Source organism: Shewanella ulleungensis, assembly GCF_014648315.1.
GTDB classification, from domain to species: Bacteria; Pseudomonadota; Gammaproteobacteria; order Enterobacterales; family Shewanellaceae; genus Shewanella; species Shewanella ulleungensis.
Genome location: NZ_BMQW01000006.1, coordinates 152,231 through 167,208, shown reverse-complemented (window position 1 = coordinate 167,208; position 14,978 = coordinate 152,231). Strand labels below are relative to the sequence as shown.

General features: G+C 40.9%; 13 protein-coding genes. 2 read left to right on the top strand and 11 right to left on the bottom strand.

The features are described 5' to 3' along the window. Positions 1-28: 28 nt before the first annotated feature. The 5 genes from IEY40_RS12915 to IEY40_RS12895 all read right to left on the bottom strand — a co-directional run bounded on the left by IEY40_RS12915 (position 29) and on the right by IEY40_RS12895 (position 5,354). Complete coding sequence (locus tag IEY40_RS12915; RefSeq protein ID WP_188956809.1) at positions 29-2,272, bottom strand: xanthine dehydrogenase family protein molybdopterin-binding subunit; 2,244 nt, start codon at positions 2,270-2,272, stop codon at positions 29-31. Positions 2,273-2,274: 2 nt separating this feature from the next. Continuing rightward, a complete protein-coding gene (locus IEY40_RS12910) occupies positions 2,275-2,727 on the bottom strand; it encodes a (2Fe-2S)-binding protein (RefSeq protein WP_188956807.1) in 453 nt (150 codons plus the stop codon). Positions 2,728-2,950: 223 nt separating this feature from the next. Next, the gene (locus IEY40_RS12905; protein ID WP_188956805.1) at positions 2,951-3,568 is read right to left on the bottom strand and encodes a nucleotidyltransferase family protein; all 618 of its coding nucleotides are present in this window, start codon (positions 3,566-3,568) and stop codon (positions 2,951-2,953) included. A gap of 2 nt (positions 3,569-3,570) precedes the next feature. After that, positions 3,571-4,590: an XdhC family protein gene (locus IEY40_RS12900; protein WP_188956803.1), complete on the bottom strand. Its 1,020-nt coding sequence runs from the start codon at positions 4,588-4,590 to the stop codon at positions 3,571-3,573. A 119-nt stretch (positions 4,591-4,709) separates the two neighbouring features. Then, positions 4,710-5,354, bottom strand: a complete 645-nt coding sequence (locus IEY40_RS12895; RefSeq protein WP_188956801.1) for an MBL fold metallo-hydrolase — start codon at positions 5,352-5,354, stop codon at positions 4,710-4,712. A gap of 276 nt (positions 5,355-5,630) precedes the next feature. Here IEY40_RS12895 and IEY40_RS12890 point away from each other — a divergent pair, with 276 nt between their 5' ends. Then, positions 5,631-6,920 carry an alpha/beta fold hydrolase gene (locus IEY40_RS12890; protein WP_188956800.1) on the top strand — a complete coding sequence of 430 codons (1,290 nt, stop codon included), beginning with the start codon at positions 5,631-5,633 and terminating at the stop codon, positions 6,918-6,920. Positions 6,921-7,010: 90 nt separating this feature from the next. Here IEY40_RS12890 and IEY40_RS12885 read toward each other — a convergent pair whose 3' ends face one another. From IEY40_RS12885 to IEY40_RS12865, 5 genes are all read right to left on the bottom strand, one after another. Next, a complete protein-coding gene (locus IEY40_RS12885) occupies positions 7,011-7,667 on the bottom strand; it encodes a nitroreductase family protein (protein WP_188956798.1) in 657 nt (218 codons plus the stop codon). Positions 7,668-7,805: 138 nt separating this feature from the next. Beyond that, positions 7,806-8,351: a thioredoxin family protein gene (locus tag IEY40_RS12880; RefSeq protein WP_188956796.1), complete on the bottom strand. Its 546-nt coding sequence runs from the start codon at positions 8,349-8,351 to the stop codon at positions 7,806-7,808. Positions 8,352-8,800: 449 nt separating this feature from the next. Beyond that, a complete protein-coding gene (locus tag IEY40_RS12875) occupies positions 8,801-10,279 on the bottom strand; it encodes an ATP-binding cassette domain-containing protein (RefSeq protein WP_188956795.1) in 1,479 nt (492 codons plus the stop codon). Positions 10,280-10,407: 128 nt separating this feature from the next. Then, a complete protein-coding gene (locus IEY40_RS12870; protein WP_188956794.1) occupies positions 10,408-10,698 on the bottom strand; it encodes a putative quinol monooxygenase in 291 nt (96 codons plus the stop codon). A 59-nt stretch (positions 10,699-10,757) separates the two neighbouring features. After that, positions 10,758-11,783, bottom strand: a complete 1,026-nt coding sequence (locus IEY40_RS12865; RefSeq protein ID WP_188956793.1) for a zinc-binding alcohol dehydrogenase family protein — start codon at positions 11,781-11,783, stop codon at positions 10,758-10,760. Between the two features lie 125 nt (positions 11,784-11,908). Between IEY40_RS12865 and IEY40_RS12860 the strand changes: the two genes are divergently transcribed. Beyond that, a complete protein-coding gene (locus IEY40_RS12860; RefSeq protein ID WP_188956792.1) occupies positions 11,909-12,844 on the top strand; it encodes a LysR family transcriptional regulator in 936 nt (311 codons plus the stop codon). 147 nt (positions 12,845-12,991) lie between these two features. Here the strand turns inward: IEY40_RS12860 and IEY40_RS12855 are convergent, their stop codons facing one another. After that, positions 12,992-14,356, bottom strand: coding sequence for an FG-GAP repeat domain-containing protein (locus IEY40_RS12855; RefSeq protein WP_188956791.1), 1,365 nt, complete (start codon positions 14,354-14,356; stop codon positions 12,992-12,994). Between the last annotated feature and the right edge of the window lie 622 nt (positions 14,357-14,978).

The following is a 14,978-nucleotide window of genomic DNA, read 5'->3' as shown; positions in this document are numbered from 1 at the left end:
TAGCGCTCACAATTTTTATCTATTGAACTTATACAGATAATACTTTGTTAAGCGGTAAATCACGATATCGTTTACCAGTAGCGGCAAATATTGCGTTCGTTAAACTGGGTGCCACTGGCGGTACACCAGGCTCGCCAACACCGGCAGGATTAGCGGTCGATTTGATATGAATAACTTCTATTTCAGGGCTTTGTGGTAAACGCAGTAATGGATAATCATGAAAGTTCGATTGCTGCACTTTACCATCTTTAAAGCTAATCTCTCCCATCAAGGCTAAGCTTAATCCGAAAATGATCGCACCTTCTGTTTGCGACGCTAATCGATCGGGATTCACCACTAAACCCGCATCAATCGCTGCGATGCTTTTAAGCACTTTAAGGTTGTCATCTTTCACTTCAACTAACGTAGCAACGGCAACATAAGTAGTAAAACTGCGATGAATAGCAAAGCCCCACCCCTGATTTTTAAGCACTGGAGGTTGTTGCGCAAGCTTAGCTTCCATAATATCTAACACATGATGATAACGGCCGACATCAATAGGATGATCGTCAAGTGTTTCACCGTAATTACCGTACTCGAACCCTTGATTTGCTAAGGTTTCTTTTCTGGCTTCGCCAAGCATTTCACGCCACATCTGTAGACAAGGTTTATTGGCCTTCACCGCTAACTCGTCAACAAAACTGCCAATACCAAAAGCGTGTTGAATATTACACACAGAACGCATCCAACCAATACGAGTATGGGCGTTAGCTTTTACTGCTTCTAGTTGAATTTGTGGTAATGCTAATGGCACGTCAACAAAGCCTAAATCAAGCTCACCAGCCGAGGGCAATTCGACCCCCTCAGCAAAGGTTGAACTAATAGAGGGAAAACCAGTGCGGGCTAACATGGCTTGAGGTTGATTATTTTTATCTAGTCTAGCTTGATAAAATTGCGCACTAATCGCATGGTAATAACCATTTTGTATTTCATCTTCTCGGGTCCACGACACTTTAACGGGCCTATTAAGCTTTTGAGATAACATGGCCGCTTCTACGCTAAAGTCAGGTTTGGATTTGCGTCCAAATCCACCGCCTAATAGCGTCACATTGACTTTCACTTTCTCATCAGCCAACCCGAGCACACCGGCTACATTTTTCTGAGTGCTCTGTGGTGTTTGAGTTGATGCCCAAATTTCGCATCCATCCGCGGTCACACTCGCTGTAGCCACTGGGGGCTCCATCATGGCATGGGTTAAATACGGCACAGTGTAAACCGCATTGATTGTCGATTCCGCGGGCCATGAATCAACACTGGCACCTAACTGACGCACAACTTTGCCAGGCTGTTTAACACGTTCGACTAAATCAGCTAAATACTGAGTGGTATCATGGCTATCATTGACAGATTGGGTCCAGGTAATTTTTAGCGCTTTGCGACCTTCCATCGCACTCCAGGTATTACTGGCAATCACGGCTATGCCGCCCAAAGCCTGAAATAATGGTGCACCTTTAGGTACCGGTAACTGAATAATATCCAATACACCCGCCACTTTACGGGCCGCGCTATCATCAAAAGTGGCCACATCACTACCCAGTACTGGCGGGCGAGTAATGCTGGCATACACCATGCCCTCAACATTAATGTCATAACCAAACATGGCTTTACCCGCTAATATGTCATCCATATCAACGATAGTTTTAGGCTTACCAATAAAGTTAAATTCGCTATCTGGCTTAAACGTCAGCGTTTCAATATTCGGCACCTTAATGGCCGATGCCGCGACAGCTAACTCACCAAAGCGAAGACTTTTAGTTGACCCTTTGTGATACACGCGACTTTGTTTGGCATAAACCTCAGCCAATGGCACATTCCATTTATCTGCAGCAGCTTGCTCGAGCATGGTTCTGGCCATTGCGCCCATTTGACGCATTTTTTTATACTGCTTACGAATGCTTCGGCTACCATCAGTATTTTGATCGCCATAAGCTATATCGCCTAAGCCTTGAACAACAACAATCTTGTCCCAATCGGCTTCTAATTCATCGGCCAATACTTGCGGAATACCGGTACGAATGCCTTGTCCCATTTCAGAACGATGACACGTTAGATATACCTTGTCATCTTCGCCAATGGCAACAAACAAATTCATGGTGGCTTGTTTGTCTTGCGCTAACGCCATTGGGCTCCAGGCTAAACTGGTGCTACCTAGGACTAAACCACCACCCACGGCACCAAATAACTTAAGTACGTTACGACGGCTAATATTTTCAACTGCGGTAAATGTCGTCATGATTATGCCTCCGTCGCAGATTTAATTGCCGCTTTAATACGTGGGTATGTCCCACAACGACAAATATTGCCCGACATTGCATCGTCAATTTGTGCATCATTAGGCTTAGCCGTGGTTTTTAATAATGCTGCGGCAGACATTAATTGCCCAGCCTGACAGAAGCCACATTGAGGCACATTGTGTTCCAACCACGCATCCTTGAGCTTTTGAGCCTCTAGACCTTCAATAGTGGTGACTTGTTTGCCCTGCACTTGTTTAAGACTGGTTAAACAGCCTCGCATTGGGTTGCCATCAACATGGATAGTACACGCACCACATAAGCCCGCGCCACAACCAAACTTGGTACCGGTAAAGCCTAAAATATCACGCAAAGCCCATAAAACCGGCATATTCGGGTCTGCATCAAGGGTAAAGTCCTTACCATTGACCAGTAGTTTTTGTGTTGCGGTTGTCATAATCACTCCTTAATTAGGGCAAAAGCCTTACTGATATAAACTCTTGATAACAAGCTTTCAGTAGCTTGTGTTTCTTGCAGTAACTTGTATTTGTCGCAATAGCTTGCGGTTAAGGTCATCGCTCGCTGTTGTATTTGTAGATTGCTTTTATATTTGTAGACAGCTTTATATAACGCTACTTGAATTTGATTAAATTGAGCTTAACTTGCTCAAGTGAAGTTCACTATTGTTGATCTAACCACAGGGCTAAATCGGCTGGTGTATCAATATCAAACTGTGCGTTTTCCATCGGTAAAATATTTAAGCTGTGTTGATGAGCATGGCGTTTTAACACCGTTTTAGCGCCCTTATCACCGTTAATCGACAGTAAATCAGTAAAATCGTCAGCTATAAAAATCGCCGGGACGCCGACATCTTGATGATAATAGCTACAACTAGTTTTGCCATTTTGCAGATAAGCCTCAATCAAGCCCACATAATCATCCACAGATAAGGCAACTTGGTCAGCCAACACCAACAATAATGCATCTGCCTTTACTTCAATCGCATAGGTCACAGCTTGTTTAACCGAGCTTGATAAGCCTAACTGCCAATGTGGATTAATCATCCGCAGGGTATTGGCAGTAATCGCCATCACGTCATCATTGATATGTGCACCCAATATCACCACTGGCGCTGCGATATTCGCTACCTCGCTTAGCTGATTAAGAGTGGCAATGCTGTGACCGAGTACACTTTGACCATTTTGAATTTTAGCGGTGATTTTACTGCCGTTAAATCGGCTACTCGCGCCAGCAGCCAAAATAACACTAACAATCTTGACCGTTGATGAGCGGTTCATTCCTAAAGCATCACACAATCAAGGCTGGTCAATTTGCTGTTGTACAACACGCCATGACACTGAGATAAAATACTTAATGCTACTGAACCAGGTAACTCACCACCTAATGCTAAGCCTGCTGGCGCTGAAAAATAGCCTTTGAAATCATCAACATTTAACTCAGCGATATCGAGCACTTTATCGCGGCGATGAACTGGGCCTAATAACGAAATATATGCCAATTCTAAGGGTTGCAATGTTTTTAAAGTTTTGGCATCAATTTGTAGGTTGTGGCTCATTACAAAAGCCGCATCTAGCCCCTTGAGTAAATCTGGCGGAATGCTTGGCGTTGGATGTTTAATAATTTGGCAACCAGGAAAATCATAGTTACGCGCATATGCTGTACGCTCATCAAACACCGACACATTCCACCCCATTGTTTGCGCCATTTGCGCTATGGGTTGAGCATCTAATCCACCACCAAAAATACCAATGTGTACCGGCGGTCTGAGGGGGATATTCAACACGGTATTATGCTGTTGTAGCACTTTTTCGGTTTTAGTGTTTAAGGTTATCGCAGTTGGCGAGTCATTTTCTTGTTCGGCAAATAATCCAGACACTGCATGACTTGGCGCACCATCATCGGCAATGTTAATTTGATAAATACCACTATCTCCACGCATTAGAGCGTCATGTACTTTAACGAGACCGAGGTAATTATTCGCCTTGTTAAGCGACACCATCATAATATTGACAATGCCACCACATCCTAACTGATAACTAGTATCAGATTCGTCTGTCGCATCGTAAGTTAATTGCAGAACTTGTTGGGTTTGAATAGCACGTTGAGCATGGCGACGAAGATCAGCCTCAAGGCAGCCACCGCTGAGCATGCCTAAGCTTTTCCCCATTGGATGAAATAACATGATCGCGCCGGGTTTACGATAAGAAGACCCTTGCACTTGAGTTAATACAGCTAAAACCCAATCTTCTTGATAAGTAGGTAACCAGGTATCGAGTAAATCAACAAGGTGTTGAACCATGAAAACTGTCCATCATTGTAAAGGCAGTCTCCTAAGCTAACAGACTGTCTTTACAATGCAAAGAATCATTAGTTTCAATTTATGTCTTAATTTTCTGAATGATTTGCAAAAACTGATTATTAATCAAATAACTGATCTGCAACAAACGGATTATGCTGGCGCTCTTCAGCAAAGGTCGACATCGGCCCATGGCCTGGAATAAAGCTTACGTCTTGCCCTAAAGGCCACAATTTAGTGGTAATTGAATGCAGTAAGTCTTGATGGTTAGATTGCGGAAAGTCGGTTCGGCCAATAGAACCTCTAAATAACACATCGCCAACCCAAGCTAATTTAGTTGGCTCATTATAAAACACAATATGTCCAGGTGTATGACCAGGGCAATGCAGCACACTGACGGTCTGCTCGCCAATAGTCACCTCGTCACCTTCTTTGAGGTATTGCGTGGGTTCAAATGCTTCTGCTCGCGCAAAACCAAAGTTTTGACTTTGTTTTACCAAGTTATCTAACCAAAATTTATCGGCTTCATGTGGACCAATAATCGGCACGGATAATGTTGCAGCTAAACTCGCCGCGCCGCCGACATGATCGATATGGCCATGAGTCAATAAAATTTTCTCAACGTTCAAGCCTAACTTAGTCACCTCAGCCATAATCCTTTCAATATCACCACCCGGATCAACTACCGCAGCTTTTAAGGTTTTTTCGCACCAAATAACACTGCAGTTTTGCTGAAAAGGAGTAACAGGGATAATTTGATACTTCATCGACAACCTCACGCTTATGCTCATATGTTGATTATCGGTTAATTTTACCTAGGCAGTATTGATCTAGATAGCTTTATAATGTGATACCCATCAAGCTTTGCATTGTTGATGTACAATATAAGTATAGAAATACGATAGCGCCCAATTAAATAACCAATGGGTATTTATTAATGAGTAGCTTGTTCAGTGTTAAACGCTGAATGAATAGAACTGATACAACAATCGTACAGTTCACTGCAACTCGTAATGCTTCCCACAAGACTTAGTAGGATATGTATGCACATTGATATCACTTTATCAGACATCAAAGCTCGTAAACATTTTTTCTCAGTGCCGCTTGATTATCAACAAAGTCCCAGTAAGCAAATTACCGTATTTGCCCGAGAACTAGTAAGTATTGAAAACCAACACAAACAATTACCTTATCTAGTTTTTTTCCAAGGTGGGCCTGGCTTTGGCGCTGTAAGACCGCTTAGCAATAGTGGCTGGATTAAACGCGCACTAAAAGAATACCGGGTACTGCTATTAGACCAGCGTGGAACAGGATTATCGACACCCGTCAATGCCACCAGCTTAAGTTACATGAGTGCCACCGATCAGGCCGCCTATTTAAGTTTTTTCCGTGCCGATAGCATTATCCGTGATGCGGAATATATTCGCACTAAATTGTCACCAGGCGAGCCGTGGAGCATTTTAGGCCAAAGCTTTGGTGGATTTTGTGTATTACATTATTTATCTGCCGCACCAGAAGGCGTAAAAGAAGCCTATATCACGGGTGGTATCCCCTCATTAACACGCTCCGCAGATGAGGTTTACCAAGCAACTTATCAGCGTGTTATCGCCAAAAACAATGACTTTTTCACACGTTTCAGCGATGCCAGAGTTTTGGTCGACACACTGGCTAAATACTTGTTCGACAATAAAGTCTACCTTGGCACTGGCGAGTTATTAACGGTCGAAATGCTCCAACTATTGGGTATTAACTTGGGCATGGAACAAGGGCCTGAATCTGTTTACTATTTACTTGAGCAAGCCTTAATAGACACACCTCACGGCGTTGATGTAAACCCATTGTTTCTTCATCAATTTAGTCAATACCTTGATTACAACACCAACCCAATATTTGCATTAATGCACGAGTCAATATACTGCCAGCAACAAGCATCAGCATGGTCTGCGCATAGAATTAGGGCGCAATACAGCCAGTTTAATTACAAACCAGGTAAACCCTTATTATTTACCGGCGAAATGGTGTATCCATGGATGTTTTCTCAATTTGAACAACTTGAGCCACTGCAACAAGCGGCCAATTTAATCGCAGCGAAAAAAGATTGGCCTGCCTTGTACAACCTAGAGCAACTTGCGGTAAATAAAGTGCCCGTTGCCGCCGCGATATACAGCGAAGATATGTTTGTCGAAATGCAGTACAGCTTAGAAACGGCTAAGCAAGTGAGTAATCTTAAATATTGGCTCACCTCTGAGTATGAACACAACGGCATTAGAATGGACGGTGAGCGGGTGCTAGACAAACTCATTAGTCTCAATAGAGGCCATTGTTTGCGCTAACTGATTACATTGGCAGATTTTAAAGGGGCATAAGACTGAATCTTATGCCCCTTTTTGATGGAGATTGTATCGTTTTACACTATTGAGCCATTACAATACTTGCAATACCTGCTCTGCTGCTAAGCGAGACTTAGGCAGTTTAGCGTTATAGTCTTCATCTGGATGGTGATAACCAAATGCTAACGCCACATCACACACATAACCGTCTAATTCTTTAGCAAACACTTGGCCTAGCATTTCACTGTCAACACCTTCCATCGGTGTAGAATCGATACCTAAACGCGCTAACGTATGCATAGTGTTGCCTAGTGCTAAATAAGTTTGCGACTTAGTCCAAGCAGCGTTGTTACCTGCCTCATCTGTGTTTAAATCAACAAACGCATATGCACCAAATGCACCTTCGCGATCTTCAGCCTTAGTACGACCATCAACAATGCCCTGGTCTACCACTTTGGCATAATCTTCACGTGTATATTTTGGGTTATAAGCAAACAAAATTGTATGCGAAGCCGTTTTAGCGTGTGGCTGGTTAAACTGGAACTTGTTAGCATATGAATCATGCAGACGTTGCTTGGCTTCATCACTTTCAATCACGATAAATTTCCATGGTTGAGAGTTAATTGATGAAGGCGACAACACCATTGCATCATAAATAACGGCTAAATCTTCAGCCGATACGCGTTTAGTCGCATCGTAGCGTTTTGCGGTGTAACGTTTTTCTAAATCAGAAATAATAGCGTGAGTCATGTAATGCTCCATAACAATAAGATATGACAGTGTAAATAATTTAAAAGTAAGTAAGTTAAAAGTAAGTAATTTAAAAATAAGTAAATTCGAGCGGCTCTCTATCAAGCAAATATTGTGCTTAACTTGTTTTTAAGGCCGTTAACGCCATTTAATCGAACAGCCCATACTGGCGGTTTGTTGTTTAGGCCCTTTACCGATAGCAGCAATTAATTGCATGGCATTCACCAGCTCTGGTATACGATTAGGATCGTTTTGTAACCGCGTATCGTCCAGACGACCACGATATTGCAACTCGCCCAGGGCATTAAAACCAAAAAAATCTGGAGTGCACACTGCGCCGTATTGTTGGCCAACTTGTTGGTCTTCATCCACTAAATACGGGAAGGTAAAACCATGCTGCTCGGCAAAACGAAGCATATTTGCTGGCGAGTCAGCGTCAACTAAATGGTAATCATTAGACATCACTGCTAGCACGTTAATGCCCTCTGCCATCAACAGTTTAGTGTCCTCGGCTAAGCGAGCCGCTATGGCTTTTACATAAGGGCAATGATTACAAATAAACATAATCAATAAGCCTTTATCACCCAGGTGTTCACTCATGGTAAACACGTCTCCATGAGGATTCTTTAAAGTGAAGTTGGGGGCTTTCCAGCCAAAATCACAAATGGGTGTATCAAGTAACATAACGCTTAACCTTAAAAACTGAATTCGGGATAACCCAAAGTAAAGTAACAACGCCAACATACATTTGGTTTAAACACATATTGCCGCGAAGCATACTGTAATGACGTTATTGTACGCTTAACTTTGTTTGCCATATACAGGGTAAAAATTGAAACATTATCAATTTATTTTTAATAATCGAAAGATGAGCCTAAAGCAAAACAGCCAACCTGAGTTGACTGTTTATCCGTATACATGAGCCGTTAACAATTAACTTAACTTGATCTCGGTATAAGTCATGAACTTATGCTATTTAAAATCAACATGTTACCCATCCTCATCTCCAAGCTTGTCATTTGTTATGCTAACAAGGCGAATTGACGCGTCAATAGCAACCTACTGTAAGTCGATTCAACGCAGTGAACAGGACAAAGGACTGTTTGAAAGGCGTTTATTATCCCGAACTCAGGTTAATTTATCGTCGGCCCGCTGATGACAGCCCGATAACCTTGCTCAGTGTCATCTAATACAAACTCAATATAGTGCTCAATACTAGCAAGACTATCTTGTTGATAATGTGATACATAAAGTAATTGACTTAAATGTTCTTTCGCTATCAATTCAAGAGAGTTTTTAATCAACCTACGGCCTAAATAATCTAAGCCTTGATATGGCTCATCGAGGATTAACAACGTAGGTTGTTTTACAATTGCCCTGGCGATTAACAACAAACGTTGTTGGCCATACTCCAGTTGTTTAAACGCCGTTTTGCTCAAATGTCCCATGTGTAAAATAGTTAACCATTCTGTCGCGATAGCCACTTGCTGTTGTGTCGGCTTTTGGTACAAGCCAATCGAGTCATAAAAACCAGAAACAATCACGTCAAGCGCACTGCAATTAACCCGGTATTGCATATGCAGCGCTGACGACACCATGCCAATATGCTGTTTAATTTCCCAGATACTCTCTCCCGAGCCTCTCTTTTTACCAAAGATATCAATATCGTTACTGTAGCACTGTGGATGATCGCCAAAAATAAGCCCTAACAAGGTGCTTTTACCACAACCATTAGGACCTTTTACTTGCCAATGCACACCATTATCGATACGCCAATTTACCCCTGAAAAAATCACTTTGTCGCTATATGCCACTCGTCCATTATGTAATTGAAATACCGGATTTGAAAAAATAGGGCTATGACGATGACGACGAATAAGTGCCAATAACTCTTCACTTTGTTGTCCTGATTGAGCGGTTAACTGATTAATAACGGGATGACTATCCCACTCAGACTTGCTCATCACACTGTCTAATTTACCGTGGCTAAATAAAGCAACATGCTCAATCCACTCAGGTAAATCTTCTTCACGAGACACCACTATTAAGATTTGCATGCTGTGCGATAACAGCTGTAAATACTCGGTTAAAGTCCGCCTATGGCCAACATCGAGTCCAGCATACGGTTCGTCTAAGACTAAAAAAGGCACTTGGGTGGCGACGGCGCGAGCTAACATGACCCTGCGACCTTCACCTGTCGATAATTGAGTGAAACTACTTTGACTTAGATGAATTAAATCGAGCTGTTGCAACAACTGATGGGTCATGGCGTTATCATGGCACTGGCCATAAATCACCCCAAACACTGTGGTTTTGGGGTCTGTGTAACCGAGTGACTCACTGTCATCTTGTTCTAAAATATCTTCAAGTAACGATTGTTGAGCCAACAACGACACCACAGCGACTTGTGTCGAGTCAACGCCGATAATATTGCCAGAATAATCGAGTGGTTGATCGTGAGGCGTCTGGGTTAATAGTTGGCCTAACATGGCTCCCACATCGCCCTCGGTGCTAAACACTCCCCAAGATTGTTTCGCAGCAATGAGCCATTCGTCAATCACTAAGTCGACACTCGATGAACTGCTTTGCAGCTGTGAAAATCTAATTTCCATCTTACCACCTACCTACACTTTACATCGTTTGAGTGTCTCACAAGTTGCTGAAAAAAATCGACAAAAAAAGCAGATCATTTAATGATCTGCTTTAGTCTTTATCGCATCACTTGTGTCAATGATACTCATTAGTTAACAAGGGTCATTTCACTCACAACAAACTCAACAACGGCACCTTCTGTAGCTGCCACATAATCAGCTAAATGCTGATTGCCCATATGAGCTTGCCATAATTCACGGCTCTGCCAGTTCTCATAAAACATAAAGTGCGCAGGATTTGTATTATTTTGATGTAAATCGTAGTTAATACAGCCTTCTTCAGCACGAGTTACTTCAATCAATTTCAATAATTCAGCTTTTACTAAATCGATTTTATCTGCTCTAGCAGTAATATTGGCAACGATAGTTAATTGAGACATGTTAAATCCTGTTTTAATAAATTTAAATAACAATGAATAATCAAATCTGACGATAACGCTTAAAACCCTTCAAGAACAATCTTACCAATCGCACTGCCAGCCTCTAACGCTTGGTGTGCTGCACGTAAGTTTGCAGCATTAATTTCGCCCATGTGCTGGCCTAACGTAGTTTGAATATAACCCTGGTCAACAAGATCAGCAACGCGATTGAGTAAACGTCCCTGCTCATCCATATCGACTGCGTTAAACATCGAACGCGCAAACATAAACTCCCAGTGCAGCGATAAACTCTTGAGCTTAAGTTTAGTAACATCAAGCGCTTGGGGATCATCAATCATTGCGATTTTGCCAAATGGCGCTAGTACTTCGGTGTAACTTTCAAAATATGCATCAGTGCTATTTAAGCTGGCAACGTGGGTCACAGGACCAATATTTAATGCCTCAATTTGCGCAGTAAGTGGCTTTGTATGGTCAACAACATAATCTGCACCCAGCTTTTTAACCCAATCACTTGAACTTGCACGTGATGCTGTTGCAATGACAGTCGCACCTGTAATCGCTTTAGCGATTTGCACAAAAATAGAACCTACACCACCAGCCGCACCTACCACTAAAATCACTTCATTTGATTTATCAGTTGAACCAGGGCTCTGTTGCTTGATGGTTAAATGTTCAAACAATAACTCCCATGCAGTGATAGCAGTCAAAGGCAATGCTGCGGCTTCAGCATGAGATAAACTTTTCGGTTTAAAACCCACTAAACGTTCATCAACCAATTGATACTCAGCATTACTACCAGGGCGAGTAATGTCACCGGCATAATAAACCACATCACCAGGCTTAAATTGGCTCACTTTGTCACCAGCAGCAATCACTTCACCTACGGCATCCCAACCAATAACTTTTACTTCACCATCAATTGGTGGCATTGTTAATCGTACTTTATAGTCGGCTGGGTTAACGGCAATGGCACTCACTTTAATCAGTAAGTCATAACCAGTGGCGATAGGTTGCGCCAAGGTCACATCGATTAATGATTCAGGGTTTGTAATAGGTAGAGACTGCTTATATCCAATGGCTTTCATGCTGATATTCCTAATAATAAAAATGGCTAACTGAGTAACTAACTTAATGAAGCTATGTTAGCGCTTGTTTTATTCGCCATAAACAGCATAATGATTGAAACATTATCAATTTAAAATGGATAATCATGCTTTTAGAAGACTTACAAGTGGTGATCAAAGTTGCTGAGTTTCGCAGTATTACCGCTGCGGCTACTAATTTAGACATGCGCACAGCAACTGCCAGCGCAGCTTTAAAGCGAGTTGAAGCTCATTTAGGAGCGGAATTGTTTATTCGTACCACGCGTCAATTACGCTTGTCGAGTGCTGGTGAGAAGTATATTCCACAATGCGAACAAGCCATGTTAATGCTTGAGCAAGCCAAACAGAACATGAAAGGTGAGCTGGATATTATTGACGGTGACTTACGATTATCTGTTTCATCAGATCTGGGGCGCAATGTAGTTATCCCTTGGATTGACGACTTTATGGACACTCATGCAAAAGTGAGTTTGCGTGTCAGCATAAGTGATACAAATGTTGATTTTTATCGCGACTCAGTCGACTTAGCGCTTCGTTATGGCTCACCTAATGATGCTAATTTATATGGGTTTAAAATTTGCAACGTCCCTAGATTAATCTGCGCTTCTCAAGCATATTTAGATAAATATGGCACGCCCAAACACCCGCAAGATTTAGCGGAACATAATGCATTACTCTACCAGCTACAAAACTTAACCCATGATATATGGGAATTTACCCAGGGTGATGACAGCATTAAAGTTAAAGTATCGGGTAATCGAGTCGCAAACGATGCCGACTTAGTGAGGCGTTGGTGCGTAAACGGCAAAGGGATCGCAGCAAAATCATGCCTTGATATGGCACATGATTTATTGACCAATAACCTTGTCACCATCATGTCAGACTACCAGGTTAAAACCACAGAACTGTGGTTAATATTTCCCAGCAGACAATCTATCACCCCTGCGACCCGATTATTACGCGACATGCTCAAGCAGCAAACCCGCAAGTTGTTGCAACAATTAATCGCTAAAGGCATTTTAGATAAAAGTGTGTTGGATTAATATTGTTGAGTCAAAGTTTATGACGAAATGTCGATGACAAGAGATAAATTAGAGCGCAATAAAACTTTAAATACGTACAGTAGGCTATACTTAACCAAAAGAATAACCTACTGTTATTAAATAGTTTTTAGATATTAGTAATACAAATTAAAAACTGCCTGCTCCATCATTCCAAACAATAACACCTGGGTGTCTCAAATCATCACCACCAACAACTAAATCAATAAAGCCATCGGCATTCAAATCCACTAATTTTGTTGAAACAATAAAAGCACTGTCACTACCAACCTCTACCGAAGTGCTCCTACGCGAAAAGTTAGCATTGCCATCATTGACCAATATTTGAATCACGTTTTGACCATCGATATCTGCACCCGTTATGTCAGAAAATACAATATCAATATCTCCATCACCGTCTATATCACCGACATCATGCGAATGAGTAAAACCTTGGTAATTAAAAGCTTGTTGCATTGTGTCATCAACTATTAGTTTTCCAGTGCCGTCAGCAATTAACAACTGATTTTTCTCACCTGGAAAGTTCCCACCATCATAACCATGGCTAGAAACTAATACATCAATAAATGAGTCGCCATTAAAGTCGGCTGCACTGATTTCGCGTACATGAGTTAAGCCTTCAGAGCCTACAATGACACTATCACTCTGATCTATAAAACTTTGCTCTCCTGCATTAACTAATGTTGTAAATGGAATTAATTCATTTATAAAGCCATTAACATATTTAGGCCCACCATAAAAAACATCATCAAGACCATCAAAGTTTAAATCGAATATCACAGGGCTATAGATAAATGTACTAGTATCAACACCTTTAAAGCTAGAAATAGAGCCTGTACCAAGACTAAACGTCATCGAATCAGTTTCAACTAAGTTGTTAATGAGTAAAGTCCAACTTAGTGTGCGCTCAACAGAATCACCAAAATTATCAATACTATGTGCCATTAAATCAATATCGCCGTCATTATCTGCATCGACCGGAACAAATGAGCCTATACCTTCAAAGCTATCGAGATTAATAAACTCAAACTGACCATCTGTATTTTGAATCATAGGTTTAACAAGATTAGAGGGTAATTGGTCATGATGAGAAACGATATCGAGCTTTCCATCATTATTAAGGTCAACTAGATAGATTTTTTCAACCCAGCTATAGCCTTGAAAATTCAGGCTTGCAAAATATAAATCCGTTTTATCTTCAAATGAGTCATTACCGTCATTAATCAAAGCTTGAAAATAAGCATCTTCAGAATATCCACTTCCAACTCTGACTAATATTAGGTCATTAATTCCGTCTTGATTTAGATCTGTAGAGGCAATATCTGTAATTAATTCACGTCCATCAACCGCTGGTAATGTTGTTGAACTTAATGATATGGGCTCTGTTGGCTGTTCAGTTGAATCTTCAGAGTCTTGGTCAGAGTTACTAGAGTCGCCGCCACAGCCTGATATGACAAAAAAGAAGGATAATAATATTAATAATTTTTTAGACATTGAAATTCTCCATATTTAGTTAATATAGCCCTACAACTTATTGACGACCGACTCATCAGGTCTGAGCATTTAAGTGATTTGCTAAAAACGTCCTGTATTTTCAATTTGTTTCTTTTTATAAAAAAGATTGTTCATCTTAAAATCATTAACAAACTTTAAAGATCCATAATTAATTACCATTCTTAAAATCAACCTTAGACAACACCCACTATTAAATCCACACTTGAATTTTCAAATGAATACTTTAATACTTTTTAGTGATTTATTAGTAAGATAACCATTATTTTCACTGTATATAAAATCAGTTGCTATCGTGGATAAACTTAGAGATTATGTAACGTTATTCGCAGAAGAGTTATATTGATTAGATTCAGGCGTCTAAAACAGAATAAATACTATTAAATAAACAGTTTAATATCATTTTTTGATAATGAAGCATTGAGCATTATTTGAATATTTTAAATCAATTCTAAAGATGAAGGCTCTAAATATCTAGCGGAAGCACTTACATTAGGTAAGCAATAGCAAATGCGATTAAATGTTCATCTCTAGTGTTACTATCTTTCATCAATGAAATCTCTTGAAATAAGCAACATATTTGAACGTTCAACCGAACTCATAC

Excerpts from the sequence above, each read along its gene's own strand:
- IEY40_RS12915 (WP_188956809.1), bottom strand. The coding sequence starts at position 2,272 with ATGACGACATTTACCGCAGTTGAAAATATTAGCCGTCGTAACGTACTT.
- IEY40_RS12910 (WP_188956807.1), bottom strand. The coding sequence starts at position 2,727 with ATGACAACCGCAACACAAAAACTACTGGTCAATGGTAAGGACTTTACC.
- IEY40_RS12905 (WP_188956805.1), bottom strand. The coding sequence starts at position 3,568 with ATGAACCGCTCATCAACGGTCAAGATTGTTAGTGTTATTTTGGCTGCT.
- IEY40_RS12900 (WP_188956803.1), bottom strand. The coding sequence starts at position 4,590 with ATGGTTCAACACCTTGTTGATTTACTCGATACCTGGTTACCTACTTAT.
- IEY40_RS12895 (WP_188956801.1), bottom strand. The coding sequence starts at position 5,354 with ATGAAGTATCAAATTATCCCTGTTACTCCTTTTCAGCAAAACTGCAGT.
- IEY40_RS12890 (WP_188956800.1), top strand. The coding sequence starts at position 5,631 with ATGCACATTGATATCACTTTATCAGACATCAAAGCTCGTAAACATTTT.
- IEY40_RS12885 (WP_188956798.1), bottom strand. The coding sequence starts at position 7,667 with ATGACTCACGCTATTATTTCTGATTTAGAAAAACGTTACACCGCAAAA.
- IEY40_RS12880 (WP_188956796.1), bottom strand. The coding sequence starts at position 8,351 with ATGTTACTTGATACACCCATTTGTGATTTTGGCTGGAAAGCCCCCAAC.
- IEY40_RS12875 (WP_188956795.1), bottom strand. The coding sequence starts at position 10,279 with ATGGAAATTAGATTTTCACAGCTGCAAAGCAGTTCATCGAGTGTCGAC.
- IEY40_RS12870 (WP_188956794.1), bottom strand. The coding sequence starts at position 10,698 with ATGTCTCAATTAACTATCGTTGCCAATATTACTGCTAGAGCAGATAAA.
- IEY40_RS12865 (WP_188956793.1), bottom strand. The coding sequence starts at position 11,783 with ATGAAAGCCATTGGATATAAGCAGTCTCTACCTATTACAAACCCTGAA.
- IEY40_RS12860 (WP_188956792.1), top strand. The coding sequence starts at position 11,909 with ATGCTTTTAGAAGACTTACAAGTGGTGATCAAAGTTGCTGAGTTTCGC.
- IEY40_RS12855 (WP_188956791.1), bottom strand. The coding sequence starts at position 14,356 with ATGTCTAAAAAATTATTAATATTATTATCCTTCTTTTTTGTCATATCA.